The sequence below is a fragment of the Sphingomonas sp. CROZ-RG-20F-R02-07 genome (genome assembly GCF_022662335.1).
Taxonomy (GTDB): domain Bacteria; phylum Pseudomonadota; class Alphaproteobacteria; order Sphingomonadales; family Sphingomonadaceae; genus Sphingomonas.
On sequence record NZ_JAKNQJ010000005.1, the window covers coordinates 65,749 to 91,122 of the forward strand.

General features: G+C 68.2%; 25 protein-coding genes, 1 tRNA gene and 1 pseudogene. 12 read left to right on the top strand and 15 right to left on the bottom strand.

The genetic code is table 11. The features are described 5' to 3' along the window. Window positions 1-27 precede the first annotated feature (27 nt). The 4 genes from L8H00_RS09745 (at window position 28) to L8H00_RS09760 (ending at window position 1,760) form a co-directional block, all read left to right on the top strand. Window positions 28-103, top strand: a tRNA-Thr gene (locus L8H00_RS09745). A 515-nt stretch (window positions 104-618) separates the two neighbouring features. Next, complete coding sequence (locus tag L8H00_RS09750; protein ID WP_242097118.1) at window positions 619-1,098, top strand: hypothetical protein; 480 nt, start codon at window positions 619-621, stop codon at window positions 1,096-1,098. 30 nt (window positions 1,099-1,128) lie between these two features. Beyond that, a complete protein-coding gene (locus tag L8H00_RS09755) occupies window positions 1,129-1,368 on the top strand; it encodes a hypothetical protein (protein WP_242097119.1) in 240 nt (79 codons plus the stop codon). Then, the gene (locus L8H00_RS09760) at window positions 1,365-1,760 is read left to right on the top strand and encodes a hypothetical protein (protein WP_242097120.1); all 396 of its coding nucleotides are present in this window, start codon (window positions 1,365-1,367) and stop codon (window positions 1,758-1,760) included. Before L8H00_RS09755 ends, L8H00_RS09760 begins: the two co-directional genes overlap by 4 nt. Window positions 1,761-1,952: 192 nt before the next feature. Here L8H00_RS09760 and L8H00_RS09765 read toward each other — a convergent pair. From L8H00_RS09765 to L8H00_RS09785, 5 genes and pseudogenes are all read right to left on the bottom strand, one after another. Next, window positions 1,953-2,418: pseudogene (locus L8H00_RS09765) on the bottom strand (IS5 family transposase); the annotation flags it as partial. Then, the gene (locus L8H00_RS09770) at window positions 2,384-2,773 is read right to left on the bottom strand and encodes a hypothetical protein (protein WP_347340724.1); all 390 of its coding nucleotides are present in this window, start codon (window positions 2,771-2,773) and stop codon (window positions 2,384-2,386) included. The pseudogene L8H00_RS09765 and the gene L8H00_RS09770, both read right to left, overlap by 35 nt. Window positions 2,774-2,782: 9 nt before the next feature. Continuing rightward, window positions 2,783-3,076, bottom strand: coding sequence for a hypothetical protein (locus L8H00_RS09775; RefSeq protein ID WP_242097121.1), 294 nt, complete (start codon window positions 3,074-3,076; stop codon window positions 2,783-2,785). Window positions 3,077-3,386: 310 nt separating this feature from the next. Then, complete coding sequence (locus tag L8H00_RS09780; RefSeq protein WP_242097122.1) at window positions 3,387-4,067, bottom strand: tRNA (guanine(46)-N(7))-methyltransferase TrmB; 681 nt, start codon at window positions 4,065-4,067, stop codon at window positions 3,387-3,389. A 51-nt stretch (window positions 4,068-4,118) separates the two neighbouring features. Then, a complete protein-coding gene (locus L8H00_RS09785; protein ID WP_242097123.1) occupies window positions 4,119-5,093 on the bottom strand; it encodes a hypothetical protein in 975 nt (324 codons plus the stop codon). A gap of 263 nt (window positions 5,094-5,356) precedes the next feature. Between L8H00_RS09785 and L8H00_RS09790 the strand changes: the two genes are divergently transcribed. The 3 genes from L8H00_RS09790 (at window position 5,357) to L8H00_RS09800 (ending at window position 10,047) form a co-directional block, all read left to right on the top strand. Beyond that, window positions 5,357-6,727, top strand: coding sequence for a hypothetical protein (locus tag L8H00_RS09790; protein WP_242097124.1), 1,371 nt, complete (start codon window positions 5,357-5,359; stop codon window positions 6,725-6,727). Between the two features lie 74 nt (window positions 6,728-6,801). Further along, window positions 6,802-8,823, top strand: a complete 2,022-nt coding sequence (locus tag L8H00_RS09795) for a M3 family metallopeptidase (protein ID WP_242097125.1) — start codon at window positions 6,802-6,804, stop codon at window positions 8,821-8,823. Between the two features lie 63 nt (window positions 8,824-8,886). Next, window positions 8,887-10,047: an alpha-hydroxy-acid oxidizing protein gene (locus tag L8H00_RS09800; RefSeq protein ID WP_242097126.1), complete on the top strand. Its 1,161-nt coding sequence runs from the start codon at window positions 8,887-8,889 to the stop codon at window positions 10,045-10,047. Between the two features lie 120 nt (window positions 10,048-10,167). On the opposite strand, the gene L8H00_RS09805 is transcribed toward L8H00_RS09800, so the two are convergent. After that, window positions 10,168-10,944: a sulfite exporter TauE/SafE family protein gene (locus tag L8H00_RS09805; protein ID WP_242097263.1), complete on the bottom strand. Its 777-nt coding sequence runs from the start codon at window positions 10,942-10,944 to the stop codon at window positions 10,168-10,170. Window positions 10,945-10,949: 5 nt separating this feature from the next. Then, entirely contained in the window at window positions 10,950-12,161 is a 1,212-nt protein-coding gene (locus L8H00_RS09810) for an LL-diaminopimelate aminotransferase (protein ID WP_242097127.1), read from the bottom strand. 145 nt (window positions 12,162-12,306) lie between these two features. Between L8H00_RS09810 and L8H00_RS09815 the strand changes: the two genes are divergently transcribed. The 3 genes from L8H00_RS09815 (at window position 12,307) to clpS (ending at window position 15,238) form a co-directional block, all read left to right on the top strand. After that, the gene (locus L8H00_RS09815) at window positions 12,307-14,016 is read left to right on the top strand and encodes an alpha/beta fold hydrolase (protein ID WP_242097264.1); all 1,710 of its coding nucleotides are present in this window, start codon (window positions 12,307-12,309) and stop codon (window positions 14,014-14,016) included. Window positions 14,017-14,102: 86 nt separating this feature from the next. Beyond that, a complete protein-coding gene (locus L8H00_RS18975; RefSeq protein WP_242097128.1) occupies window positions 14,103-14,777 on the top strand; it encodes a phasin family protein in 675 nt (224 codons plus the stop codon). Window positions 14,778-14,911: 134 nt separating this feature from the next. Further along, window positions 14,912-15,238 (top strand): ATP-dependent Clp protease adapter ClpS, encoded by a 327-nt coding sequence (gene clpS, locus L8H00_RS09825; RefSeq protein WP_242097265.1) that lies wholly within the window; start codon window positions 14,912-14,914, stop codon window positions 15,236-15,238. A gap of 24 nt (window positions 15,239-15,262) precedes the next feature. Here the strand turns inward: clpS and L8H00_RS09830 are convergent, their stop codons facing one another. Next, window positions 15,263-15,997, bottom strand: coding sequence for a Crp/Fnr family transcriptional regulator (locus L8H00_RS09830; protein WP_242097129.1), 735 nt, complete (start codon window positions 15,995-15,997; stop codon window positions 15,263-15,265). A 124-nt stretch (window positions 15,998-16,121) separates the two neighbouring features. Between L8H00_RS09830 and murA the strand changes: the two genes are divergently transcribed. Continuing rightward, the gene (gene murA / locus L8H00_RS09835; RefSeq protein WP_242097130.1) at window positions 16,122-17,405 is read left to right on the top strand and encodes a UDP-N-acetylglucosamine 1-carboxyvinyltransferase; all 1,284 of its coding nucleotides are present in this window, start codon (window positions 16,122-16,124) and stop codon (window positions 17,403-17,405) included. A 16-nt stretch (window positions 17,406-17,421) separates the two neighbouring features. Here murA and L8H00_RS09840 read toward each other — a convergent pair whose 3' ends face one another. The 7 genes from L8H00_RS09840 to lgt all read right to left on the bottom strand — a co-directional run bounded on the left by L8H00_RS09840 (window position 17,422) and on the right by lgt (window position 23,579). Then, a complete protein-coding gene (locus L8H00_RS09840; RefSeq protein ID WP_242097131.1) occupies window positions 17,422-17,940 on the bottom strand; it encodes a phosphoribosyltransferase family protein in 519 nt (172 codons plus the stop codon). Continuing rightward, window positions 17,940-18,950, bottom strand: coding sequence for an adenosine deaminase (locus tag L8H00_RS09845; RefSeq protein ID WP_242097132.1), 1,011 nt, complete (start codon window positions 18,948-18,950; stop codon window positions 17,940-17,942). The genes L8H00_RS09840 and L8H00_RS09845 overlap by 1 nt, the downstream gene beginning before the upstream one ends. 45 nt (window positions 18,951-18,995) lie before the next feature. Then, on the bottom strand, window positions 18,996-20,318 hold the full coding sequence (locus L8H00_RS09850; RefSeq protein WP_242097133.1) for a cystathionine gamma-synthase family protein: 1,323 nt from the start codon (window positions 20,316-20,318) through the stop codon (window positions 18,996-18,998). A gap of 54 nt (window positions 20,319-20,372) precedes the next feature. Further along, window positions 20,373-21,134: a peptidoglycan editing factor PgeF gene (gene pgeF, locus L8H00_RS09855; RefSeq protein ID WP_242097134.1), complete on the bottom strand. Its 762-nt coding sequence runs from the start codon at window positions 21,132-21,134 to the stop codon at window positions 20,373-20,375. Then, complete coding sequence (locus L8H00_RS09860) at window positions 21,131-21,637, bottom strand: GNAT family N-acetyltransferase (RefSeq protein WP_242097135.1); 507 nt, start codon at window positions 21,635-21,637, stop codon at window positions 21,131-21,133. The genes pgeF and L8H00_RS09860 overlap by 4 nt, the downstream gene beginning before the upstream one ends. Next, window positions 21,634-22,614, bottom strand: a complete 981-nt coding sequence (locus L8H00_RS09865; RefSeq protein WP_242097266.1) for an SAM-dependent methyltransferase — start codon at window positions 22,612-22,614, stop codon at window positions 21,634-21,636. Before L8H00_RS09865 ends, L8H00_RS09860 begins: the two co-directional genes overlap by 4 nt. 83 nt (window positions 22,615-22,697) lie before the next feature. Further along, on the bottom strand, window positions 22,698-23,579 hold the full coding sequence (lgt, locus tag L8H00_RS09870; protein ID WP_242097136.1) for a prolipoprotein diacylglyceryl transferase: 882 nt from the start codon (window positions 23,577-23,579) through the stop codon (window positions 22,698-22,700). Between the two features lie 65 nt (window positions 23,580-23,644). Between lgt and L8H00_RS09875 the strand changes: the two genes are divergently transcribed. Then, window positions 23,645-25,351, top strand: coding sequence for a class I adenylate-forming enzyme family protein (locus tag L8H00_RS09875; protein WP_242097137.1), 1,707 nt, complete (start codon window positions 23,645-23,647; stop codon window positions 25,349-25,351). Window positions 25,352-25,374 lie beyond the last annotated feature (23 nt).

Consider the following 25,374-nt stretch of genomic DNA (forward strand, 5'->3'; position numbering starts at 1 on the left):
CGACCTCGACGGCCAATGGCCGCTCGTGCCGCTTTAGCTCAGCTGGTAGAGCATCGCATTCGTAATGCGGGGGTCACAGGTTCGAGTCCTGTAAGCGGCACCACACTCTAGAATTTAAGACCGTAGAGGACGTAGCTGGGCACCTGATGGCGGCTCGAGAACGCGCGCGCGCCGGTTTGGGCTTGACTTGTTGGAGAATGTTGCTCTTATGTTCCGGCCTCAACGGAGCGGGGCGGCATCATGGACATTGACGTGGAGGAACAACGGCGCGCTTTCGGGCGCTGGCTGAGGGCGGGGCGCCTTCCCACAGTTCGGCTGGCTGACGGAACCGAGCTCAAGTTCAATCCCTACCACGATCCCCGCAACGGGCAATTTACCTTTGCCCCCGGCGGAGCGGCGGGCACTGGCGGGATTTCGGCACGATATGCGAATGTCCGCCCCCGGAACTCGGACGCGCTGGACTCCGCGATGACAACTGGCGGGCAGACCGGAGTCCGTCGGGCATCTACCTATCCAAACACGCCGGCAATCGGACAGCATATCGAAGCGCAACTTGCTGCGCCTCCGCAGAGACCGGTCGTTGGGCGGGGTGGGAACACTCGAGCCTTCGAGGACCCCATGACCCTGGAACAGTCGTTCCCAGGACTTCGCAACTCGCCCGGCGGCGCGGTGGTCGCAGTGGCTGACAACCTTTTCGATCTCACCGGCCCCGCAGACGCAATGACCGCGGAGGTGCTGCAAAACCAAACGCGGCAGCTTTCCGCTCAGATCAAGGCGATCGATCCTGCCTGGCATTACGACGAGATCGTGCCGACCGACGCGCTCGGCAATCGGATCGAAACGATACAGGGCCTGACAGCGAAGGTGAACGATCTGCGTTTTCAGCGCGCTGCAGTCACTGCGCGCGTGAGGGGCGATTATGGGTCGCTTCAGGTGGAGACGCTGCGATTTGTTCAGCGGAACGCCGATACGGCATATGATCAAGGAGTTGCGTTGCTCAAGGCGGGCCGGCTTACGCCGAAGCTGTCCGATCAGGAAGCGCTGGGAAACTTTGTTGATCGGCAGGTTCGCCGCAGTCTCCGTGAGCGTTATAATTAATCTGGCATCGACTCGGCTGGTGCTGAGCCGGTGCGGGTCAATCGGAGGGAGAACAACAGTTCGGGCGGCGATCTCACCTATCGCCGTCCCGATGCGCGGGTCGATGATGTGGCGTTCGACGTGACCCTGACCCGCAAGACGCTGAGCACACCGCAGGTTCGAGGATTCTTCGACTCCGATTTCCGTCCGATCCGCGTGGTCATCATCCGCCCGCGCCAGCTCGGAGCCGACCACACCTACGCTATTCCTCGTCCGGAGACGAAACGATGAGCAGACCGAACCCCTACTTCAATCCTAAGCCTTACATCCCGGCAACGCTGAGCGAGATCAACGATCTGCTGGGATCAATGATTCTGTACGCTCCGACGTTCGTGGACCCCCTCGGCGACTTTCCTAATCGTAACATCGACAGCGAGTTCCACACGCTGACCGGCGGATTCGAGGTCGTCCGCAAGAAGCTGGGTGAGGAGCGCTATGCGTCGCTGATGGACCTAGCCGTGCTGGCCAAGGCGCTATTCGCGGCCGACCAGGACGACACCAACGGGAAGACGGACGAGGGTCGTGCGTTGCTGTTCGAGATGGAGGACGTGCTGAAGGACGTTCGCAACCGGCGCGTCCGAGAGGAACTGCCGGACGATGAGGGCGAGGTCAGCGGCGACTGATCGCAATTTCCCAATGATCTGAGTTCCCAGCTTTGTCCTCTGTGGGGCACCACCTTATCTCATTCTGTTTTGTACGGAAAACTCTGCATCGCCTGATACTTCAGTCTTGCGGAAGTTGCGCCGTGTGAGCAAGGTGCGAGCATTGCAGCAAATTGTTACCGTGTTGTTTTACGCAGGCTCAGGACTCATTGGTCATAGCCAGAAGATGACGGTGGCAGCGAGAGCGATGGCGGAGAGGAACACGGTCGGGCAGCGGTCGTAGCGGGCAGCAACCCGGCGCCAGTCTTCAGACGCCCGAACATGATCTCGATGCGGCTGCGCCGGCGGTACCGGCGCTTGTCATACGTGATGGGCGCAATCCGAGATTTACGACCAGGGATGCAGGGCTGGATGCCCTTGGCCTGGAGAGCGTCCCTGAACCTGCCGGCGTCATATCCGCGGTCGCCGAGCAGCCACTGTGCCTTGGGCAGCTCGTCGAGCAGGGCTGCCGCGCCGGTATAATCGCTTACCTGGCCTGCGGTCATGAAGAAGCTCAAAGGGCGGCCATTCGCATCGCTGACGGCGTGAAGTTTGGTGTTCATGCCGCCTTTCGTGCGGCCGATCAGGCGGCCAAGATCCCCTTTTTAACCCGCAGGCTGGATGCCGTGCGGTGCGCCTTGCCAGCTTGTCCATTCGGCGATTGCGAGGGCATGAAGCGGGACTATCGTGGGCTCCCCATTCTTTGTACGCTCGCCCGGCAAGCGCCAGACCGCTGCCGCCCTATCCAGTTCCGCCCACGCCAAGTGCGTGACTTCCTCCGGGCGCTCCCCCGTGGCGATCAGTAGGCGGACTATTGGCCCAAAACAGCGATGCGATTTTGACGCCGCCAGCCAGACCCGGCGCAGCTCGTCGTCAGCTAACACGCGATCACGCGCCTTTACCGGTGGAGGCGTTTCCATACCTTCCATCGGGGATCGCATCAGATCCCCGCGCCAGATCGCCCACTTGAACAGGCGGCGCAGGATCGCGAACACGTTACGCCGTCACGCCTGCTGAGCGACCGGCCAGGCATCGAACACCGGGACAACATCGGCCCGCGTGATTGTTGGAAGCGCCTTGCTGCCAAGCACGGGCGTGGCATGTAGCCGCAGCGATCGTTCGACCAGTCTGCGCCAGCCATCGCCCTTACAGCCGTCATAGAAGGAGTTGGCGTAAGCGTTAAAGGCGAGGTTTACGGCATCCTGCCGACGCTTCTTGTCGGCCTCCGCCGGGTCGCTCCCTTGCGCAACCAGAACTGCAAGGCGCTCGGCTTCAGTTCGGGCAGTGGTCGCGTCCATGGGGAGCCGTGGGCGCCTATCGTGTAGCGGCGCATTTTCGCCTCGCGACCGCCCATCCGATATTGATAGATATAGGCGACGACCCCGGCTGGCGTGATCTTGGCCCCAAACCTTTTCAGGTCGTCGTCCCACAGGAAGGCAACGCCAGCGCTAGGCTTGAGCGCATCGACCGTCCGCTTGTTGGCCTTGCCTGTAGCCATATCGGAACCTCGCTGGCAATCACCGTAGCGGGAAGCTGCGGGAACAGCAAGGGAAAGAGGGGAAGCGGTGTCCTCTTAGTGAGGCGTGAACGGATGCGGAACGTGGCGTATCATCGCCGGACGTACCGGAAATACCAGACCTCGTGCCCTTGGCGGCGCGCCTTGCGTTCGTAGCGCGTCTCGGGCCAGTCGGCAGGGCGCGTCAGGAAATCGGCGGGGCCGCGGGCCTGCCAGACGAAATCGGTGCGTGTATTCATCACCATCATCGCCCAGCGGCAATAGGTGGGATCGTCGGTGCCGAGCCGAAATTCGGCGCCCGGCGCGAGCTTCGCCGCGATCAGGTCGAGCGGGCCGTGATTGACCATCCGCCGCTTGGCATGGCGCGCCTTGCGCCACGGATCGGGGTGGAGGAGGTAAACGCGCGACAGGCTGGCATCGGGCAGCCGCTCGATCACGGTGAGCGCGTCGCCCATGTGCAGGCGCACATTCGTCAGGGCGCGCTCACGGACGTGGGCGAGCGCGCCGACCACGCCGTTCAGGAACGGTTCGCAGCCGATGAAGCCGGTATCGGGGTTGGCCTCCGCCTGCGCGGCCAGATGCTCGCCCGCGCCAAAGCCGATCTCGAGCTGCAGCGGGCGCGCATCGCCAAACAGCAGCGGCGCGTCGATCGGCCCGTCTTCGGGCACGCTGAGGCCGGCGAGCGTATCCTCGACCAGGGCGGCCTGCCCGGCGCGCAGCTTGTGGCCCTGGCGGCGGCCATAGAGGCGGCGGATCGTGGCGGGATCGTTCATGGCGCGACGCCCTACGGCGCGAACCCCATCACGGCAATGGCCGGGCAGGACCTAGAGCGCGGGCGTGAACGGCCGGTGCGGGGCCCGCGCGCGGCGCACGCGGCGGGCGATCTCGCCGCCCAGATCCCCGGCGGCGAGGCCCAAACCGGCCAGCACATGCGTCGCCACCTGGATCGAGGCCATCATCGTCATCAGCGCGGCGACGTCGGTGGTGCGGCCGAGCAGCGCGGCGGTGATGCCGGCGAACACCAGCTCCTTGTTCGAGATGAGCGGCAGCCGGTAGATCAGCAGCTTCATCGCCGAGAACACCAGCCACCAGCCGACCGCGATCTGCGGCAGCGCGAGGTGCCAGAGCAAGGCGGTCAGCCCGATCGTCGCGGTGGCGCGCACCGCATGGATCACGGTGATCTCGGCGAGCAGCGCCGGCGCCAGGCCGAACAGCGCCTTGCGCAGGAACAGCGCGGCGGCGGGCGGGGCGAGCACGATCACGCCCGACACGAGCACCGCCCAGACGGGCAGATGGAGGTGAAGTGCGCGCACGACCGGGATCGCGGCGATCGCGACCAGCGCGGTGGCGCCGTTGCCGACCGCGGCGGACAGGATCGACACGTCCTTCACCGCGCCGAACGCCTGCGCGCTTACCCGGCCCTCGCGCCGCGCCCAGGCATAGAGATAAGCCTCGCCGACATAGCCGAACAGCAATTCGTTGCCGACCATCTTGCGCACCGTAGCGAGCAGGCCGCGCGCCGGCATCGCCCAGATCCGGCGATAGATCAGCCAATCGCACGCCGGTGGCACGAGATAGGCGACCGCGAACACCAGCCAGAACAGCGGCCGCGTCGGCACCATCGCCAGCACCATCGGCCAGTCCATCGCGTGCAGCTCGAACACCGCCGCCGCCAGCACCGCGAGCGCGATCGCCGGTGCGCCGAAGCGCGCGACCAGCGTGCCCTCGCCGCCGATCGCGTGCGCGAACGCCGCGGTGCGGATCGACCAGCCGCGCAAGGTTCGAATCGGACGGTTCATGGCACGGCTTCCTGCACGTTGGGCGCTTCCTGCACGTTCGGCTCCCGCCATCACGACGACGCCGCGCGCCCCGATCCGCAGCGAGATCCCGTTGGTTCTTATACCCAATCTGTGGCAACTGCACGGCCGATGCGGCGGGGTGCCGCGGCGGTGCGAGGAGTGGGCCCCTGGACGTCCGATCGAACCGGGGCCGCGCGGACGCGGCCACGCTGCTGCTGCTGCTCGCGGCCTTCGCGCTCAGGGGCTGGGAATTCGGCAATCCCGTGATCCATGTCGACGAGCAATATTATTTGCTGGTGGGCGACCGGATGCTGCACGGCGCGGTGCCCTATGTCGATCTGTGGGACCGCAAGCCCGTCGGTCTGTTCCTGATCTATGCGGCGATGCGGCTGCTGCCGGGCGACGGGATCCTCGCCTATCAGATCGTCGCCACGCTCTTCGCCGCCGCCACCGCGATGCTGGTGGCGAAGGGCGCGCGGATGTTGGGCGCGGGCCGGCTGGCGGCTTTGGGGGCGGGGCTCGCCTATCTCGTCTGGCTGCCGCTGCTGAGCGGGCGGGGCGGGCAGTCGCCGGTGTTCTACAATCTGTTCATGACTGGGGCCGCGCTGCTGACGCTGCGGCTGCCGGGGCTCGCCACCCGGCGCGCGATCGTCGCGAACGGCGCGGCGGCGTGCCTGCTGGCGGGCCTGGCGATCCAGACCAAATACACGCCGTTCGTCGAGGGCGCGTTCTTCGGGATCGTCCATCTCCGGTATCTCCGCCGGGCCGGGGCACGGTGGGGAATCGTCCCCGCGGCGTTGCTGTGGATCGCGCTCGGCGTGTTGCCCACCGCGCTGGTCGTCGCCGATTTCGCGATGCGCAGCCGGGCGGTGTTCGACCTGTTCTGGTTTTCCAATTTCGGATCGGTGCAGCTTCGCCGCGGTTATCCCGCCGCCAAGATCGTCGGGCGGCTGTCGGGCACCTGGGCGCAGCTCGCGCCGCTGGTGCTGTGCGCTGCGGTCACCACGCAGCGCGTGCGCACGCCCGAAATGCGGATCGCGCTCGGCTGGCTCGCGGCGGGGCTGGTGGGTTACGTCATGATCGGCGCGTTCTTCGATCATTACGCGCTGCCCCTGGTGGCGCCGCTCGCGATCCTGGCGGCGCCCGCCTTCGCCCGCCGGCCGCGCGTGATGGCGGCGGTGATCGCCGCCGGCATGGCGGTGCTGGTGGCCAAGGCGGTGCTGCGGCCGAACGACGCCGCGGGCGCGCGGGCGCTGGGCCGCGTGGTGGCGGCGAACGACGCCGGCGGCTGCCCCTATGTCTTCGCTGGCGATTCGGTCACCTATCTGCTCGCCCATGCGTGCACGCCCACCGCCTATGCCTTTCCCTCGATGCTCGCCTATGCCCCCGAACAGGGCGCGAGCGGGGTGGACGAGGCGGCCGAGGTGCGCCGGATCATGGCCAAGCGCCCGCCCGTCGTCGTGACGCTCGCCGTGCCGCTCGCGCCGTGGAACCCCGATACGCACGCCATCGTCGCCGCCGCGCTCGCCCGCGATTACCGGCCGGTGTTCGCCACCCCGCGCGAGGGCACCATCGCGGTCGCGTGGCTGCGGCGCGACCGGCGCTTCGTCCGGCCGGCAGCCGAACCCCGGTGAGCGGCCCCCAGTGAGCGACCCCTTGTGGGACGTGGTGCCGGCGGCCAGATAGTGGCGATCCACGAGGAACCCGCATGAATCCGCTGCTCGACACCGTTTCCCTGCCCCGTTTCACCGAATTCGCGCCGGAGCTGATCGCTCCCGCGCTCGACGCACTGATCGCGCGGCAGGACGCCGCGGTCGACGGCCTGGTCGCCGCGCGGCCTACGGATTTCGCCGCCGCCTGGCTGCCGCTGGAGCGGATCGACACCGATCTCGACGCGCTATGGTCCACCGTGTCGCACCTGCACGGCGTGGCGGACACGCCCGCGCTGCGCGCCGCGCATGCCGAGGGGCAGCAGCGGCTCGTCGAGACCAGCATGCGGATGGGGCAGAATCGCGAGCTGTTCGAAGTGCTGACCGCGCTGCGTGATTCGTCGGGCTTCGCCGATCTGTCGGGGGTGGACCAGGCCGCGGTGATCCGCGCGATCCGCGGTTTCGAACAGTTGGGCGTCGGTTTGGACGCGGCGGCGCGCGAACGCTTCGGCGCGGTGCAGGTCGAGCTGTCGGCATTGGCCAACGCCTTTTCGAGCGCCGTGCTGGACGCGACCGAGGCGTGGAGCGAGCACGTCACCGACCCCGCGCTGCTCGCCGGCCTGTCGGATGCGGACAAGGACATGTTCGCCGCGGCGGCGCGGGCCAAGGGGCTGGAGGGCTGGCTCGTGACGCTCCAGCAGCCGAGCGTCAGCGCGATCCTCAGCTTCTGCGAAAACCGCGATCTGTGCGCGCGCGTCTACCGTGCCTATGGCACGCGCGCGTCCGATCAGGGGCCGAACGCCGGCGCATACGACAACGGCCCGCGGATCGCGCGCATCCTCGAGCTGCGCCGCGAGAGCGCCGCGCTGCTCGGCTATGCCGATCCCGTCGCCCTGTCGCTATCGACCAAGATGGCCGAGGATGCCGACGAGATCCTCGCCTTCCTGCGCGACCTCGCACGGCGCGCGCGGCCGTTTGCCGAGGCCGAGCTGGCCGAAGTGCGCGCTTATGCCGCCGAGCATCTGGGCATCGCCGATCTCCAGCCCTGGGACATGGGCTTCGCCTCCAATCGCCTGCGCCAGGCGCGCTACGCGATCGACGAGCAGGCGGTGCGCGCCTATTTCCCGGTCGAGCGCGTCGTCGCAGGGTGGAAGACGCTGCTGACCGACCTGTTCGGGATCACGCTGGTGGAGCGCACCGACGTGGCATTGTGGCATGCCGATGCGCATTTCTACGATCTGCGCGATGCGGATGGCAGCGTATTCGCCGGGCTGTACGTCGATCTCCACGCACGCACCGGCAAGCGGGGCGGCGCATGGATGGCGCAGGCGCGATCGCGCATCGCGGACGGCGAGCGATCGGGCGTGCCGGTCGCCTATCTCACCTGCAACTTCGCGCCGGCGGGCGAGACGACGCCCTCGCTGCTGAGCCACAACGACGTCGGCACGCTGCTGCACGAGACCGGCCACTGCCTCCACCATCTGTTCGGCCTGATCGAGCGGCCGATCATCGGCGGTATCACCGGCTTCGAATGGGATGCGGTCGAGCTGCCGAGCCAGTTGATGGAAGACTTTGCCTGGGATCCGAAGGTGCTGACGGGGATGTCGGGCCATTATCGGACGGGCGAGCCGCTGCCGGCCGATCTGTTCGAACGGATGCTCGGCGCGCGGCGCTTCCAGGCGGGGCTGGGGCTGCTGCGCCAGGTGGAATTCGCGATGTTTGACCTGCTGCTGCATCTGGGCACGCTCGGCGACGATCCGATCGCGGTGCACGATGCGGTGCGCAACGAGGTGGCGGTGACGCGGCCGCCCGAGTGGCACCGTTTCGCGCATGGCTTCAGCCATATCTTTGCGGGCGGTTATGCGGCGGGCTATTACAGCTATCTCTGGGCCGAACTGCTCGCCGCCGACGCGTTTGGCGCGTTCGTGGCGGCGGGGCTGGTCGACCGCAAGACGGGCGATCGGCTGCGTGCAGAGATCCTGTCGCGCGGGGCGAGCCGCCCGGCGATCGACAGCTTCCGCGCGTTCATGGGCCGCGATCCGGATCCGGCGGCGATGCTGGTGCGGCACGGCTTGCAGTAGCGGGCGCGCGGGGGCAGGCTGGCGCAGACCCCGCGGCGAGACGGGGCGCAGAGGATCCGGATCATGCCCCATTATGGTGACTACCAGAACGCGATCTACGGCGCGGGGCTTGCCGGCATCGTGCCGCGCGTGCCCGTCGATTTCGCGCTGCTGGAGGCGCGCGCCACCGCGGCGATGCCGCCCCAGGTGCTCACCTATGTCCAGGGCGGCTGCGGCGACGAACAAACGCAGCGCCGCAACGCGGACGCGTTCGGCCATTGGGGCATGGTGCCGCGGATGATGGTGGACGCGACGCGGCGCGATCTGTCGGTCGATCTGTTCGGCATGGCGCTGCCGTCGCCCTTGTTCATGGCGCCGGTGGGGGTGATCGGGATCTGCACGCAGGACGGGCATGGCGACCTGGCCGCCGCGCGCGCCGCCGCCGAGACGGGGGTGCCGCTGATCGCCTCCACGCTCTCCAACGATCCGCTCGAGGACGTGGCCGCGGCATGCGGCGACACGCCCGGCCTGTTCCAGCTCTACACCCCCAAGGACAAGGACCTCGCCGCCAGCCTCGTGTCGCGCGCGGAGGCGGCGGGGTACAAGGGCATCGTGGTGACGCTCGACACCTGGGTGACGGGCTGGCGGCCACGCGACCTGAACGTCGCGAACTTCCCGCAATTGCGCGGCGCGGTGCTGCGCAATTATTTCACCGACCCGGTCTTTCGCGCCCGGCTTGCCAAGCCGCCCGAGCAGGACCCCGCCGCCGCGATCCAGGCGTGGGCGCAGACCTTCGGCAAGGTGCTCACCTGGGCTGACATGCCGTGGCTGCGCTCGCTGACCACGCTGCCGATCGTCCTGAAGGGGATCTGCCATCGCGACGATGCCCGCCGCGCGGTGGGCGAGGGCGCGGACGGGATCTATTGCTCCAACCATGGCGGGCGCCAGGCAAATGGCGGGATCGCTGCGATCGACCTGCTGCCCGCCGTGGTCGAGGCGGCGGGCGACGTGCCCGTGCTGTTCGATTCGGGCGTGCGATCGGGCACCGATATCGTGAAGGCGCTGGCGATGGGCGCGCGGGCCGTCGGGGTGGGGCGGCCCTATGCCTATGGCCTTGCGCTCGACGGCGCGGCGGGCTGCGCGCATGTGCTGCGCTGCCTGCTGGCGGAGGCGGATCTGCTGATGGCGGTGAACGGCTATCCGACCATCGCGGACGTCCGCGCGGCGGGCGCGGTGCGGGTGTAGTCACACAGCGCCGTTTGAGCCTGTCCCGCATTGCGAAGGCTCGCCTGCGGAAAACGTGCTTGGGCAGGCCCGGCACGAACGGAGCGAGATAACGCCATCCCTCTCAAGCGCCGTCTTCATTCAGAGCAGCAGCTTGGCGCCCACCACCGCGAGAGTCGCCGCGAGGATCGGCCCGAGCACGCGATCGGGCACGCGCGAGGCCAGCAGGCTGCCCGCGACGATACCCGGGATCGATCCCGTCAGCAGCGATCCGAGCAGCGCGAGATCGACCGCGCCGAGGGCCCAATGACCGAGCCCGGCGACGAGCGTCAGGGGCACCGCATGGGCGATGTCGGATCCCACCAGCCGGTTGATCGGCAATTGCGGATAGAGCACGAGCAGCGCCGTCATCCCCAATGCGCCCGCGCCGACCGAGGTGAGCGACACCAGCACGCCCAGCAGCGCGCCGAGCAGGATGGTGAGCGCGGCGCGGTTCGGCCCTTCCACCGTACCGATGCGCGGCGTCAGCCATCCGACCAGACGCGCGCGGAACAGGGTGGCGATCGCGGTGACGACCAGGGTGGTGCCGAGCACCACCGTGATGACGTGGTCGACCGCCGCCGACCGCTCGCCCGCATGGCCGAGCAGGAGCAAGGTGACGAGCGTCGCCGGGATGCTGCCGGTGGCGAGCCGCCGCACGACGCGCCAGTCGACCGTGCCGCGCCAGCCATGCACCGTCGTGCCCACCGTCTTGGTGGCCGACGCATAGAGAAGATCGGTGCCGACCGCAGTCGCCGGGTGGAAGCCGAACACCAGCACGAGCAGCGGCGTCATCAGCGATCCGCCGCCGACGCCCGTCAGCCCGACGAGCAGCCCGACGACGACGCCGGCGATCGAATAATAGGGATTGATGTGCAGGACGCTCAGCCCGGCGTCTGCGTAGGCGTGTTGACGCCCATGCTGGCGAGATAGCGGCGCACGTTGCGCGCGGCCTGCCGCAGCCGTTGTTCGTTCTCCACCATCGCGATCCTTACGAAGCCTTCGCCGTTCTCGCCATAGCCGACGCCCGGCGCGACCGCGACGTGTGCGCGGGTGAGTAATTGTTTGGAGAACTCAAGGCTGCCTAGGTGCGCGAGCGCCGGCGGCAGCGGCGCCCAGGCGAACATCGACGCCGCGGGCGAGGGAATGTCCCAGCCGGCGCGCGCGAAGCTCTCGACCAGCACGTCGCGGCGCTTGTGATAGAGCTGGCGGTTCTTCTCGACGATGTCCTGCGGGCCGTTGAGCGCGGCGCAGGCCGCTGCCTGGATCGGGGTGAACGCGCCGTAATCGAGATAGGATTTCACCCGCGTCATCGCCGCGATCAGCTTCTTGTTGCCGACCGCGAAGCCCATCCGCCAGCCGGCCATCGAATAGGTCTTGCTGAGCGAGGTGAATTCGATCGCGACGTCCTTGGCGTCCTTCACCTGCAGGATCGACACGGTCGGCTTGCCGTCGAAATACAGTTCGGAATAGGCGAGGTCGGAGACGATCCACACCTGGTTCTCGCGCGCCCAGGCGACGAGCCGTTCGTAGAAGGCGAGATCGACCGTCTCGGCGGTGGGGTTGGACGGATAGTTGACCACCAACACGCTGGGGCGCGGCACGGTGAACGCCATCGCGCGCTCCAGGCTTGCGAAATAGGCGTCGTCGGGCGTCGTCGGCACCGCGCGGATCGTGGCGCCGGCGATGATGAAGCCGAAGGTGTGAATGGGATAGCTGGGGTTGGGCGCCAGCACCACGTCGCCCGGTGCGGTGATCGCGGTGGCGAGGCTCGCCAGCCCTTCCTTCGAACCCATGGTGACGACGACCTCGGTCTCGGGATCGATGTCCACGCCGAAGCGGCGACCGTAATAATTGGCCTGGGCGCGGCGCAGGCCCGGAATGCCCTTCGATTGCGAATAGCCGTGCGCGTCGGGCTTGCTCGCCACCTCGATCAGCTTTTCGATCACGTGCGGCGGCGGCGGCAGATCGGGATTGCCCATGCCCAGATCGATGATGTCCTCGCCGCCCGCGCGCGCCGCCGCCCGCATGCCGTTCACCTCGGCGATGACATAGGGGGGCAGGCGCTTGATGCGGTAGAACTCGTCGTCGGACATGGATGGGCCTTTCGTGAATGGGCTTCCTAACCCAGCCGGTGCGGGCGCGAAAGGCGGAGGGGGCGTCTCGTGCCGTCGCTGCGGCCGACGCATGACGTCGCGCGTTCTTGTCGCTAGACTGCGAATCCAACGCGAGAGGATGCCCATGGTCGATGCGCCCGAACCGCCGAACCCGGCCGATCCGCGCCATTGGGCCGCCGTGATCGGCGATGCGCAGCGGATGCTGCAAGAGCGGTTCGCGGTGCCCGCCGGCCTGCCGGGGATCCCGGGCTTCACCGATCCCGCCACGCTGGAACGCCTGCGCGACGGCTGGATCGAGGGAATCACGCTGTGGCAGCGCATGCTGCTCCCCGCCGAGCCGGCATCCGCGACACCGGCGGCACCCGAGCGCGACCGGCGCTTCAAGGCGGATGCGTGGCGCGACGATCCGCTCTTCGCGACCATCCGCCGCAGCTATGGCCTGATCGCGGAACAGGTGTTCGCCAGCATCGATGCGCTGGAGGGGATCGATCCGGCGCAGCGCGATCGGCTGCGCTTTGGGGTGCGCGGCTGGATCGATGCGATGAGCCCGAGCAACTTCGCCGCGACCAACCCCGAAGTGATCGCGAAGACGATCGAGACCGGCGGCGAGAATCTGCTGAAGGGGCTCGCCAATCTGCTCGGCGACCTGTCGCGCGGACAGATGACGCACGTCGCCCCCGGCGCGTTCGAGCTGGGTCGCAACCTGGCCACCACGCCCGGCAAGGTGATCCTGCGCACACCGCTCTACGAGCTCATCCATTACGCACCGACGACGCCCTCGGTGCTGGCGATCCCGCTCGTGATCTTTCCGCCCTGGATCAACCGATTCTACATCCTCGATCTGACGCCCGAGAAAAGTTTCATCCGCTGGGCGGTGGGCGAGGGGCTCTCCGTCTTCATGGTCTCGTGGAAATCGGCGGATGCGAGCATGGCCGATGTCGCCTGGGACGATTATGTCGCGGCGCAGCGCGGGGCGATCGATGCGGTGCGCGCGCTGCTGGCGGTGCCCGCGGTCCATGCCATCGGCTATTGCGTGGCGGGCACCACCCTTGCCGCCACGCTCGCGGTGCAGGCGGCGTGCGGCGAAGCCGACCGGGTGGCGAGCGCCACCTTCTTCACCGCGCAAGTCGATTTCTCCGAGGCCGGCGAGCTGAAACTGCTGGTGGACGATGCGCTGATCGCGCTGACCGAGCAATTGTCGCCCGACGGGTTCCTCGACGGGCGGTTCATGGCGATGACGTTCAACGCGCTCCGCGGCCAGGATCTGATCTGGAACTACGTCACCAACAATTATCTGCTCGGCAACGACTATGCGGCCTTCGACCTGCTCCACTGGAACGGCGACACCACCAATCTGCCGGGCACCTGGCACCGCAGCTATCTCGCCGATCTCTACCGCGACAACCGGCTGATCGAGCCGGACGCGCTGTCGGTGGGCGGGGTGGCGATCGATCTGCGGCGCGTGACGACGCCCGCCTATGTCCAGGCGGGGCGCGAGGATCACATCGCGCCTGCCGCCAGCGTGTTCAAGCTGACCCATGCCCTGTCGGGGCCGGTCACGTTCGTGCTCGCGGGATCGGGCCATATCGCAGGCGTCGTGAACCCGCCCGCCGCGGGCAAATACCAATTTTGGACCAACCCGGATCGCACCGGGACGGTCGGTGAATTCCTGGCGGGCGCGACCGAGACGAAGGGGAGCTGGTGGCCGCACTGGCTCGCCTGGCTGCGCGGCCACGGCGCGGACAGCGTCGCGGCGGACGGTGCGCGGATCCCGGGAGAGGGCGCCTATCCGCCGCTCGCCGACGCGCCCGGCGACTATGTTCGGATGCGGTGAGAAAATGGTGCGCTGCAACATAAACGGCTTGCAACCAAATCGCCGAACGTTTATTGTGCACTGCAGCAGAGGATTGGAGCAGGACCGTGAACGCCGAGACGCCGATCACCCCCGAGGCTGATGCCGACGCCGCCCAGGCGGCGATCGTCGAGACGATCGCGCATGCGGGCCCCGTCGACAGCGGCGTGCCCTTCGCCAATCCCAAGCGGAGCCGGGCCAAGCCCAGGGCGTTGCCCGTTTCCCAGACCGAAACCACAGCTGCCGCGATCCCCGCGGCCCCCACGCACGAGGATAGCATCATGGACAGCAGCACGTTCACCGCCGCCGCCGACACCACCGCCGACGTTCAGGACAAGGCCCAGGCCGTGTTCGGCGATCTGAACGATCGTGCCAAGGGCGCAATGGAAAAGGGCGCGAAGATGATCGAAGAGCTGAACGCCTTCGGCAAGGGCAATGTCGAGGCGATCGTCGAATCGTCGAAGATCGCGGCGCGCGGTTTCGAGACGATCGGCCAGGACGCCGCGGATTACGGCCGCAAGTCGTTCGAGGGCGTCGCCGCCGCTGCGCGGACCATGGCCAGCGTGAAGTCGCCGACCGAGTTCCTGAAGCTCCAGAGCGATTTCATGCGCCAGATGTTCGACTCGATGGTCGCCGAGACGTCGAAGAACACCGAGACGATGCTGAAGCTGGCCGGCGAGGTCGCGCAGCCGATTTCGAACCGCGTCGCGCTCGCCGCCGAGAAGATGAAGATCGCCGCCTGAGCGCCGATTGCCTGGACGTCGGAAAAGGGCGGTCGTCGGAACGGACGGCCGCCCTTTTCCACGTCATCGGCCCTTGCCCTGAGGGCGGGGCGTGCCATATTTCAGGGCATATCATGCAAGCCCCAATCATTCATATGGCCGAACGCCGCGACGATCAGGACGACGGCACCGGGATCGGGATCGCGACCAAGACGCGCAGCCGGACCAAGCAGCCGACGCCCTACCGCGTCCTGATGCTCAACGACGATTACACCCCGATGGAATTCGTCGTGCTGTGCCTCCAGCGCTTCTTCCGGATGGACATGGAAGCCGCCACGCGCGTGATGCTCCACGTCCACCAGAAGGGCGTGGGGGTCTGCGGCGTCTTCAGCTACGAAGTCGCCGAGACCAAGGTGGGCCAGGTGATGGATTTCGCCCGGCAGAATCAGCATCCGCTGCAATGCACGCTGGAAAAGGCGTAACGGCGCGGCGCCCCCGCGGATCGGTCAGGTATCGGCGGCCAGCCAGCCGAAATCGCGCTTGGTGGTGCGATCGGCATAATGCGCGGCGCGCGCGAGCGTTCGTTCGTCGAGCAGCGTGACCCGGCCGCCGTCGCGTGCGATCAGCCCCTCGTCTTCCAGTTCGCGCAGCATGCGGTTGACATGGACCGAGGTGAGCCCCGTCGCGTCGCCGATCTCCTCCTGAGTCAGCCCCAGCACGAAGGTCTTGCCGATCGCGCGGTTGGTGCGGGCGAGGCGATCGCGGATCTCGAGCAGCAGCGCGGCGATGCGGGCCTTGGCCGACGTCCGCCCCAGGCCTGCCAGCCGGTCGGTGAGGGCGACGCGCTCGATCTGGTTCAGCACGATCACCGCAGTGGCGAGCCGGGGATGCTCGCCGAGCACACGCGTGAAGGCGGCGCGCTCGAAGGGGCACACGGTGCAATCGGTGAGCGCGGTCAGCGTCTCGGGCGACTGGCGATAGGGGAGCGCCGACAGCGCGAGCAGGTCGCCGGGGAACAGAAAACGCAGGATCTGCCGGCTGCCGTCGTGGAGCAGCACATAGCTCATCATCATGCCGCTTTTCAGTACGAACAGCTCGGTGACCGGGTCGTGTTCGCGCAGAAGAATCTGCCCGCGGCGCACCATGCGCTCGCGTTCGGTCAGCTGGTCGATCGCGACGCGTTCGTCCGGCGTGAGTTCGATAAGATCGCCAAGCCGCTCGGCGAAGTAACGTTCGGGCACTCAGATGTTCCCCCCATGTACCCGGCTGAAAGCAAAGCGCCGAAGCCCGCGCATTAAAATATATCAAGCGCCGGCCGGGTGCGGCGCGGCTTGCACGATCGGCAGGGCGCGATAGACGGGGGTGATGGACCGTATCCTCATCCGTGGCGGCAACCGCCTGAATGGCCGCCTGCCGATCTCCGGCGCGAAGAACGCCGCGCTCACGCTGATGCCCTGCGCGCTGCTTACCGACGAACCGATGACGTTGCGCAACCTGCCGCGGCTGGCCGATGTCGACGGGTTCGGGCATCTGCTCAACCAGCTCGGCGCCTCGACCAAGATCGAGGGTTCGCGGCCCGAGGATTTCGGCCGGGTGATGACGATCCGCACCGGGCGGCTCACCTCGACCGAGGCGCCCTACGACATCGTGCGCAAGATGCGCGCGTCGATCCTGGTGCTGGGGCCGATCCTGGCGCGCGCGGGCGAGGCGACGGTGTCGCTGCCCGGCGGCTGCGCGATCGGCAATCGCCCCATCGACCTGCACCTGAAGGCGCTGGAGGCGATCGGCGCGCAGATCGAGCTGGCGGCGGGTTACGTCAAGGCGACCGCGCCCGGCGGGCGTCTTGCGGGCGGGCGCTACAGCTTTCCCGTGGTGTCGGTCGGCGCGACCGAGAATGTGGTGATGGCGGCGGTGACGGCGCGCGGATCGAGCCGGATCGAGAATGCCGCGCGCGAGCCCGAGATCGTCGATCTGTGCAACTGCCTCGTCGCCATGGGCGCGCGGATCGCGGGCATCGGCACCGAGACGCTGGAGATCGAGGGCGTGGATCGGCTGCACGGCGCCACCTACCGCGTGATGCCCGACCGGATCGAGGCGGGCAGCTATGCCTGTGCCGCCGCGATCACCGGCGGCAGCCTCGACCTGATCGGCGTGGCGGCCGAGGACATGGGCGCGACGATCACCGCGCTGGTCGAGGCGGGCGTGTCGGTCGAGCCGCTGAACGACGGCCTGCGCGTCTCCGCGGACGGGCCGCTAAGGCCCCTGACGCTGTCGACCGCGCCCTATCCGGGCTTCGCGACCGACATGCAGGCGCAGTTCATGGCGATGCTGTGCAAGGCGGACGGCGCCAGCGTGCTGACCGAGACGATCTTCGAGAACCGCTACATGCACGTGCCCGAACTCGCGCGGATGGGCGCCGACATCCATGTCAGCGGGCGCACCGCGGTAGTGCGCGGCGTGCCGACGCTGACCGGCGCCCCGGTAATGGCGACCGATCTGCGTGCGTCGATGAGCCTGATCCTGGCGGGGCTCGCGGCCGAGGGCGAGACGCAGGTCAGTCGCGTCTATCACCTCGATCGCGGCTATGAACGGCTGGAGGAGAAGCTGTCCGCGGTGGGCGCCGATATCGAGCGCGCCAGCGACGGCTGACGCGCGCTGCCGGCGGTCAGGCGATGCGTTCGGGCACCGCGGCGGCATCGCCGTCGAGCGCGGCCTGCGGCGCCACCGCCTCCCAGGGAAAGACGAACCAGTCCTTGGTGACGGCGCGGTCGATCGTCCGCGCGCGGTAGTCGACGCCTTCGGTCGAGCTGCGATTGTCGATCAGCACCGCGAAGCGCACCGCGCCCGGCGCCGCATCCCCGGCGGCGAGCGCCGCGCGGAGCCGGGCGATGGTCCGCCCCGAATCGTTGATGTCGTCGAGGAACAACAGCCGCGCGCCCGCGCGGGTGCGATCGGCAAGCCTAGCGAGCGGGGCTTCGGCAAATTCTTCCACCTGGCTCGAATAATCGACCGACAGCATCGGCAGGCCGCTCGCATGGCTGAGGAACACCGCGGGCACCAGCCCGCCGCGGCCGACGCCGATCAGGAAATCGGGCGTCCATGCCGGATCGGCGGCGAGGGCCGCGGCCAGCGTCTTCACGCTGGCGACGAACTCGTCCTGCGGGACGTGCGTGAAGACCGGCATCAGGCGGCGGCGACATAGGCGTCGAGCGCGGCGAGGTGCTTTGCCACCGCCGCGTCGGGCAGAAAGCTGCCAAGGAAGCTGTTGCGCGCGAGCGTCGCGAGATCGCGCCGGTCGAGCCCGCGCGCGTCGGCGGCCGCACGGTAATTGTCGGCGATATAGCCGCCGAAATAGGCGGGATCGTCCGAATTGATCGTCGCGCGCAGCCCCTCGCGCAGCATCCGGTCGATCGGATGCGCATCCATCGTGTCGACCACGCAGAGCTTCAGGTTGGACAGCGGGCACACGGTCAGCGTCATCCCCTCGCGTGCGAGGCGGGCCACGAGCACGGGATCCTCCAGGCTGCGATTGCCATGGTCGAGCCGATCGATGTGCAGCAGGTCGAGCGCTTCGTGGACATATTCCGGTGGTCCCTCCTCGCCGGCATGCGCCACGCGGCGCAGGCCGAGCGCGGCGGCGGCGGCGAAGACGCGCGCGAACTTGGCGGGGGGATGGCCGAGCTCGGAGGAATCGAGGCCCACTGCGGCGATGCGGTCCAGCCAGGGCTTCGCCATCTCCAGCGTCGCGAACGCATCCGCCTCGTCGAGATGGCGCAGGAAGCACAGGATCAGCGCCGAGGTGAGCCCGTGGCGCGCCTCCGCCTCCGCCATGCCCGAGAGCAGGCCGCGGATCACCGTGTCGAACGCGATCCCGCGCGCGGTGTGGGTCTGCGGATCGAACATGATCTCGGTATGGACCACGCCGTCCGCCACGGCGCGATCGAAATAGGCGATTGCGAGATCGTGGAAGTCGCGCTCCTCGCGCAGCACGTCCGCGCCCTTGTAATAAATGTCGAGAAAATCCTGCAGCCGCGAGAAGCTGTAGGCGGCGCGCACCGCCTCGACATCGGCGAACGGAATGTCCACGCCGTTGCGTCGTGCCAGCGCGAACATCAGCTCGGGCTCGAGGCTTCCCTCGATATGGAGATGAAGTTCGGCCTTGGGCAGGCCGGCGATGAAGTCGGGCATGGTCATGCCCGCATCATCGCCGCGATGCAGCATCGAGGCAAGGGCGCGAGCCTACACCGCCGCCAGCGCTTGGTCGAAGTCCGCGATCAGATCATCGGCATCCTCGACGCCGATCGAGATGCGCACCAGATTGTCGGTGATGCCGAGCGCCTGTTTGCGCGCCTCGGGCACCGACAGATGAGTCATCGCGGCGGGGTGGCTGGCCAGCGTCTCGGTGCCCCCCAGGCTGACCGCGAGCTTGGCGATCTTGAGTGCGTCGAGAAACGCGAAGGCTTCGGTCTCGCCGCCCTTGACGAGGAGCGAGAAGGTGGAGCCGGCACCGGTGCAGTGGCGCCGATAGATATCGGCCTGCCGCTCCATGCCCGGCGTGTCCGCCAGGAAACCCAGATAGCCGACGCGCTCCACCTTGGGATGGTCGCGCAGGAAGGCGCAGACCTTCACCGCATTCTCGCCGGCGCGGCTCATCCGCAGCTCGAGCGTCTCGAGGCTGCGGAGCAGCATCCATGCGGTGTTGGGATCGGTGATCGTGCCGATCGTGTTGCGCATCGATCGGATCACGTCGATATGCGCCTTCGACCCCAGCACGCCGCCCGCCACCAGGTCGCTGTGCCCGCCGGCATATTTGGTCAGGCTGTAGACCACGATATCGGCGCCGTGCTTCAGCGGCTGGTGCCATAGCGGCCCGAGAAACGTGTTGTCGATCGCGATCGGCGGCTTCTCGTCACCGAAGATCGCGTCGCGGCTGGCGGCGACCGCCTCCACGTCGACCAGCGCGTTGGTGGGATTCGCCGGGCTTTCCAGATAAATCAGCGCGACATGGCCTCTGGCCGCCTCGCCCAGCACCGCGTCGATCTCCTCGCGCGTGGCGCCGGCGGGGAAATCGAGCCATTTCACGCCGAACTTGCCTAGGATACGGCCGATCAGCGTTTCGGTGGCGGCATAGAGCGGGCCCGAATGGACGATCGTGTCGCCCGGCTTCACCATCGCCAGGAACAGCGTGGCGATCGCCGACATGCCGCTCGAAAAGGCGAGCGCATCCTCCGCCTCTTCCCAGACGCCCAGGCGATCCTCCAGGATTTCCTGGTTCGGGCCGTTGAAGCGCGAATAGACCAGCCCCTCCGCGCCGCCCGGGCGCTTGCCGGTCACGCCCTCGAAATGGCGCTTGCCCGCCGCGGCATTGGGGAAGACGAAGGTGGAGGTGAGGAAGATCGGCGGCTTCAGCGACCCTTCCGACAGCATCGGATCATAGCCGTGGCCCATCATCAGCGTGGAGGGCTTCAGCTTGCGGCCGCCGATTTGCTCGACCGTCGGCTTGGGCGCGATTCGCGGCGCAACGCCGGTCAGGTCGGCTTCGGTCTCGTCGAATTCGGGCATCGCCATTCTCCTCGGTTGCAGAACGCATAGGCCCGGAGATGGTGTCGGGCGAAACTATTCCACCGCGATGATCGCGATCTGGCGGCCATTGTCGCCTTCGCCGTGGTGCGTGGCGCGCCGATAGCTGAAGAAGCCGTCCGCATCGGCATAGGTGTCGATCCCCAGCGCCTCGATCCGGCCGACCCCCGCCCCGGCCAGCCGGTGCGCGACATAGGCCTCGAGATCGAACTGGTAATGGTCGGCGCGGCGGCCATCGGCGAAGAAACGCTCGTTTTCGGGATCGTCCGCGGCGAAGCGGCGCAGAAACGCGGCATCGACCTCGTAGGAGGCGCGTGCGATGCAGGGGCCGATCGCGGCGACGATCCGGCCGCGATCGGCGCCGATCGCCTCCATCGCCAGGATCGTCGTGTCGGTGATCCCGCCGATCGCGCCCTTCCACCCGGCATGGGCGGCGGCGACCACGCCCGCCTGCGCATCGGCCAGCAGCACCGGCGCGCAGTCCGCGGTCAGGATGCCCAGCGCGAGGCCCGACCGATCGGTCACCAGCGCATCGCCCTGCGGGCGGTGGCCATCGGCGGGCGGCACCAGGATCGTGACCGCATCCGCCGAATGGACCTGATAGGGCGTGACGAGAGCGGCGCCCGGCCGCACCGCGCGGGTGGCGATCAGCCGGTTCTGCGCCACCGCCTGGGGATCGTCGTCCGAGCCGATGCCGACATTCAGGCTGGCATAGGCACCCGTCGAGACGCCGCCGCGCCGGCCGAAAAAGCCGTGCGGCAAAGCCCCCAGTGCACGCGCGCGGATCGGGTCGGTCATAACGCGAGCCTCATCACATCATCCTCGTCGCGGTGCGTGCCCACCATGAAATCATAGGTGCCGACCCGCTCGAAGCCATAGCGCTGGTAGAAGCGCCGCGCGCGCGCATTGTCGACGAAGACCGACAGATAAAGATCGGCGGCGCCAAGCGACCGGGTGGCGTCGATCGCCCAGTCCATCAACTGATACGCCACGCCGGCACCCTGCCATGGCGTGAGGACGTAGAGCTGGCGCAGCTCGGCCGACGGGCCCCGCGTTGTGAAGGGTAGCGACGGCGGCCCGATCTTGGCGAAGCCGGCGGCGATGCCGTCATCCTCCGCCAGCCGCACGCGCAGCGCCGGGTCGGCCAGTTCGTCGGCCCAGCGCGCTACGCTCAGCTTCTCGAGGAAGGCGGCGAGGTTCTCGGGGCTATAGAGATGCCCGAATGTCTCGGTGAAGGCGCGCGTGCTGAGATCGGCGAGGCACGCGGCATCGGCGGGAACGGCGTCGCGACAGGCGATCATGCGAAGGTTGCCGGCACGGGCCACCCAGGCGCGGTGACCGCGAGCGCGCGGAACAGATCGCCCATCGCCTCCATCAGCCGGGCGCGGTCCGCCAGCAGCGCTTCGGCCCGTTCGGGCGCGCCGCGGGCGAGTGTGGCCGTGCGCTGGTCGATGCCGAGGCCACCCAGCAGGTCGCGCTGCGCGATCGGCCCCCAGGCCACCGCGCCCGCGCCCTGCGCCGCGGCGGAGAGCGTGGCGAAATCGACATGCGCGGTGAGATCCTGTTCGCCCGGCGACGCGAACGGATTGGCATGCGCATGGCCACGCACCGCCTGCAGCGTGTCGCCGATCGCGGGCCCCTCATAGCCGTAATCGATCGCGAGCAGCGCGCCGCCGCCGCGTGCGATCCGCCCGGCGAGCCCGCGCATGACCGCGACCGAAGTGGGCGAGGTCTCGATGATCGACCCCGGCGCGGCGTCGCGCAGCGCCTCGGGGATCACGGCGTCGGGCAGCGGCTTGCCTGCGATCGGCAGGAACAGCGTGTCTTGCGCGGCGACCAGCCGCTCGTGCCAGCCCTGCCGCTTGACGAGCTGGCGGATAGGAAGCGCGTCGAAGAACTCGTTGGCCACGACGATCAGCGCGCGATGGGCCGGCAGCGTGTCGATCGAATCATGCCACTGCGCCTCCGGCACGCGCATCGCCTGGGCCTCGCGCAGCACGGGGCTCGTCTCGACGAAATGCACCGGCGGCGCGAGCCCCGCCTTCGCCATGGCGCGCAGCGCATCGGCGGCGAGCGTGCCGCGGCCGGGGCCCAGCTCGACCCAGGCGACATCCGGGCGGCCCGCGCGGTCCCACAGGTCGGCGCACCACAGGCCGATCAGTTCGCCGAACATCTGGCTGATCTCCGGCGCGGTGGTGAAGTCGCCGCCCGCGCCGAGCGGATCGCGTGTGGCGTAATAATGCGCGTTCGCCGCTGCCATATATTGCGCGACCGACATCGGCCCCGCGAGCGCGATCGCGCGGGCCAGGCGTTCGGGAAGGGCGGTGTCGGTCACGGTCGTGCCAGCGATGGGGGAGGTGGTCAGGCGACGCTCTCGCTACCCGCGATCGGCTCGATGCGGTGGCGGCGGCCGGCGGCGGTGGCGACCAGATAGGCGCCACCGATCAGCATCGGCACGCACAGCCACTGGCCCATGTGGAGCCCCGTCGCCTCGGCGAAGGCGCGCAGCTGCTGGTCGGGCTCGCGGAAGAATTCGACCGTGAAGCGCGCGAGGCCATAACCGATCAGGAACAGCCCGACGAGCTTGCCCGGATCGTAGCGCGCCTTCGTCCGCCAGAAGGCCAACCACAGCAGCGCGAACAGCACGACGCCCTCCAGCCCCGCTTCGTAGAGCTGGCTCGGATGCCGCGCGGGCTCGATCATGCCGAACGGCACGGTGTGATCGAAGACGATGCCCCAGGCGGCGTTGGTCGGCTTGCCCCAGAGTTCGCCGTTCACGAAGTTCGCGATCCGCCCGAAGCCCAGGCCGAAGGGCACGCAGCAGGCGATGTAATCGTGGATGCGCAGCCAGTTGAGCCCGTGCTTGCGCGCGAACAGGATGATCCCAATCGAGGTGCCGATCACCCCGCCATGGAACGACATGCCGCCGTCCCACAGGCGCAGGATCCGCACCGGGTGCAGGATCATCTCGGGCGCGTAGAAGATCACATAGCCGATCCGCCCGCCCAGGATGATCCCGAGCGTGGCGTAGAAGACCAGATCGTCGGCGTGACGCCGCGCCATCGGCGCGCCCGGCTGAGCCAGCAGCTTCAGCAGATACCACCAGCCGACGACGATGCCGGCGATATAGGCGATCGAATACCAGCGCAGCGTGAAGAAGCCGATCGAGAAGACGTCGGGATGCAATCCCAGGTCGTCGAACCGGATGGGCCCCGAAGCGGAGGCGAGAAGTGGCAGGATCAAGGCTTTTCCCTCTGCGTTCGCGCCTGCATAAGGGGACGAGGCGACAAGACCAAGCGGAGAGAATGATGCCGAGCCAACTGGACCTGCGACTGGATGCCGGAATCGCGGCGCTGACGGGCGAGGGCGGTCCGCTGCGGCTGGGCGAGATCGCGCGGTTCGGCCACCATCTGCCGCTGTTCGCGGCGGTGCCGCAGACGCTCCCCCAATATTTCGCGCATTATGCCGCCGAACATGCCGCGGCGACCTTTCTCGTCTCGGGCGAGGAGCGGCTGACGTTCGCCGAAGTGTATGCGCAGGCGCAAGGCGTGGCGCGGGCGCTCGCGGGCGGGTTCGGCATCGCGCGCGGCGATCGGGTTGGCATCGCGATGCGCAATTCGCCGTCGTGGATCGTGCTCTATATGGGCATCGTGATGGCGGGCGGGATCGCCACGCTGCTGAACGGCTGGTGGCAGGCCGAGGAGATGGAGGCTGCGATCCGCGAGGTGGGCCCGGTGCTGATCTTCGCCGATCCGCCGCGCGCCAAGCGGCTGGCCGCGATTTCCGATGCGGCGACGGGCATGGTGGTGGTGGACGATACGCTGCCGCTCGCCGAGGCGATGGCCGCGATCGTGGCCCGCGGCGGGGCGGAGGGCGCGATTCCCGCGATCGACAGCGACGATCCCGCCACGATCCTGTTCACTTCGGGGTCGACCGGCCAGTCGAAGGGCGCGCTGTCCGATCACCGCGCGATCCTGCAGGCGGTGTACAGCTTTCTCGGCCAGGCGCTGACGATCATGGGCATCGCCACCGAAGACGGCCGTCCGCCGGCCGGCCAGCCCTCGACGCTGCTGACGGTGCCGCTGTTCCACGTCACCGCCGAGGTGCCGGTGTTTCTCCAGAGCTTCGCGATGGGCCGCAAGCTCGTCATCATGCCCAAATGGGATGCCGAGACGGCGATGCGGCTGATCGAGCGCGAATCGATCAGCTATTTCGTCGGCGTGCCGCTGATGAGCTTCGAGATGCTCACCCACCCGCGGCGGGGCGATTACGATCTGTCGAGCGTCACCGACTTCGCCGCGGGCGGCGCGCCGCGCCCGGTGGATCACGTCCGCCGGATCGATGCCGAGATGGGCGGCGGCGCACCGCTGATCGGTTACGGCCTCACCGAGACGAACGCGGTGGGCGCGGGCAATTGGCGGAGCAACTATCTCGCCAAGCCCAATTCCACCGGCCGGGCGAGCGCGCCGCTGGTCGAGATCGCCATCCTGGACGAGGCGGGCGCCCCCGTGCCGCAGGGCGAGCGCGGTGAGATCGGCATCCGATCGATCTGCAATTTCCGCGAATATTGGGGCCGGCCCGAGGCGACCGCGAAGGCGATCACCGCGGACGGATATTTCCGCACCGGCGATATCGGCTATCTGGACGAGGACGGCTATGTCTTCATCGTCGATCGCAGCAAGGACATCATCATCCGCGGCGGCGAAAACATCAGCTGCCAGGAGGTGGAGGCGGCGTTCTACGGGCATCCGCAGGTTGCCGAATGCGCGGTCTTCGCGCTGGCCGACGAACGCTTCGGCGAGGTGCCGGGCGCGGTCGTCGTGCCCCGCGACGGCGCTGTGCTCGACGCAGGCACGCTGCAGGCGTTCCTCCACGAGCATATCGCCGCCTTCAAGGTGCCCGCGCGGATCTGGATCTCGCACGCGCCGCTGCCCCGGCTCGGCACCGAGAAGATCGACAAGGTGAGCATCCGCGCCACCTATCGCGCGCTGGCGGCGGCGACGCCCGCCGGATAGGGCGGTCGCCATGACGGACGGGC

What these genes read in the sequence shown, in the direction of transcription:
- L8H00_RS09780 (WP_242097122.1), bottom strand. Translation starts at nt 4,067, where the DNA reads ATGAACGATCCCGCCACGATCCGCCGCCTCTATGGCCGCCGCCAGGGC.
- pgeF (WP_242097134.1), bottom strand. Translation starts at nt 21,134, where the DNA reads ATGACCGACCCGATCCGCGCGCGTGCACTGGGGGCTTTGCCGCACGGC.
- L8H00_RS09875 (WP_242097137.1), top strand. Translation starts at nt 23,645, where the DNA reads ATGCCGAGCCAACTGGACCTGCGACTGGATGCCGGAATCGCGGCGCTG.
- L8H00_RS09810 (WP_242097127.1), bottom strand. Translation starts at nt 12,161, where the DNA reads ATGTCCGACGACGAGTTCTACCGCATCAAGCGCCTGCCCCCCTATGTC.
- L8H00_RS09785 (WP_242097123.1), bottom strand. Translation starts at nt 5,093, where the DNA reads ATGAACCGTCCGATTCGAACCTTGCGCGGCTGGTCGATCCGCACCGCG.
- L8H00_RS09775 (WP_242097121.1), bottom strand. Translation starts at nt 3,076, where the DNA reads ATGGACGCGACCACTGCCCGAACTGAAGCCGAGCGCCTTGCAGTTCTG.
- L8H00_RS09845 (WP_242097132.1), bottom strand. Translation starts at nt 18,950, where the DNA reads ATGACCATGCCCGACTTCATCGCCGGCCTGCCCAAGGCCGAACTTCAT.
- L8H00_RS09850 (WP_242097133.1), bottom strand. Translation starts at nt 20,318, where the DNA reads ATGCCCGAATTCGACGAGACCGAAGCCGACCTGACCGGCGTTGCGCCG.
- L8H00_RS09795 (WP_242097125.1), top strand. Translation starts at nt 6,802, where the DNA reads ATGAATCCGCTGCTCGACACCGTTTCCCTGCCCCGTTTCACCGAATTC.
- L8H00_RS09865 (WP_242097266.1), bottom strand. Translation starts at nt 22,614, where the DNA reads ATGTCGGTCGCGCAATATATGGCAGCGGCGAACGCGCATTATTACGCC.
- murA (WP_242097130.1), top strand. Translation starts at nt 16,122, where the DNA reads ATGGACCGTATCCTCATCCGTGGCGGCAACCGCCTGAATGGCCGCCTG.
- L8H00_RS09860 (WP_242097135.1), bottom strand. Translation starts at nt 21,637, where the DNA reads ATGATCGCCTGTCGCGACGCCGTTCCCGCCGATGCCGCGTGCCTCGCC.
- L8H00_RS09760 (WP_242097120.1), top strand. Translation starts at nt 1,365, where the DNA reads ATGAGCAGACCGAACCCCTACTTCAATCCTAAGCCTTACATCCCGGCA.
- L8H00_RS09815 (WP_242097264.1), top strand. Translation starts at nt 12,307, where the DNA reads ATGGTCGATGCGCCCGAACCGCCGAACCCGGCCGATCCGCGCCATTGG.
- L8H00_RS09800 (WP_242097126.1), top strand. Translation starts at nt 8,887, where the DNA reads ATGCCCCATTATGGTGACTACCAGAACGCGATCTACGGCGCGGGGCTT.
- clpS (WP_242097265.1), top strand. Translation starts at nt 14,912, where the DNA reads ATGGCCGAACGCCGCGACGATCAGGACGACGGCACCGGGATCGGGATC.
- L8H00_RS09840 (WP_242097131.1), bottom strand. Translation starts at nt 17,940, where the DNA reads ATGCCGGTCTTCACGCACGTCCCGCAGGACGAGTTCGTCGCCAGCGTG.
- L8H00_RS09750 (WP_242097118.1), top strand. Translation starts at nt 619, where the DNA reads ATGACCCTGGAACAGTCGTTCCCAGGACTTCGCAACTCGCCCGGCGGC.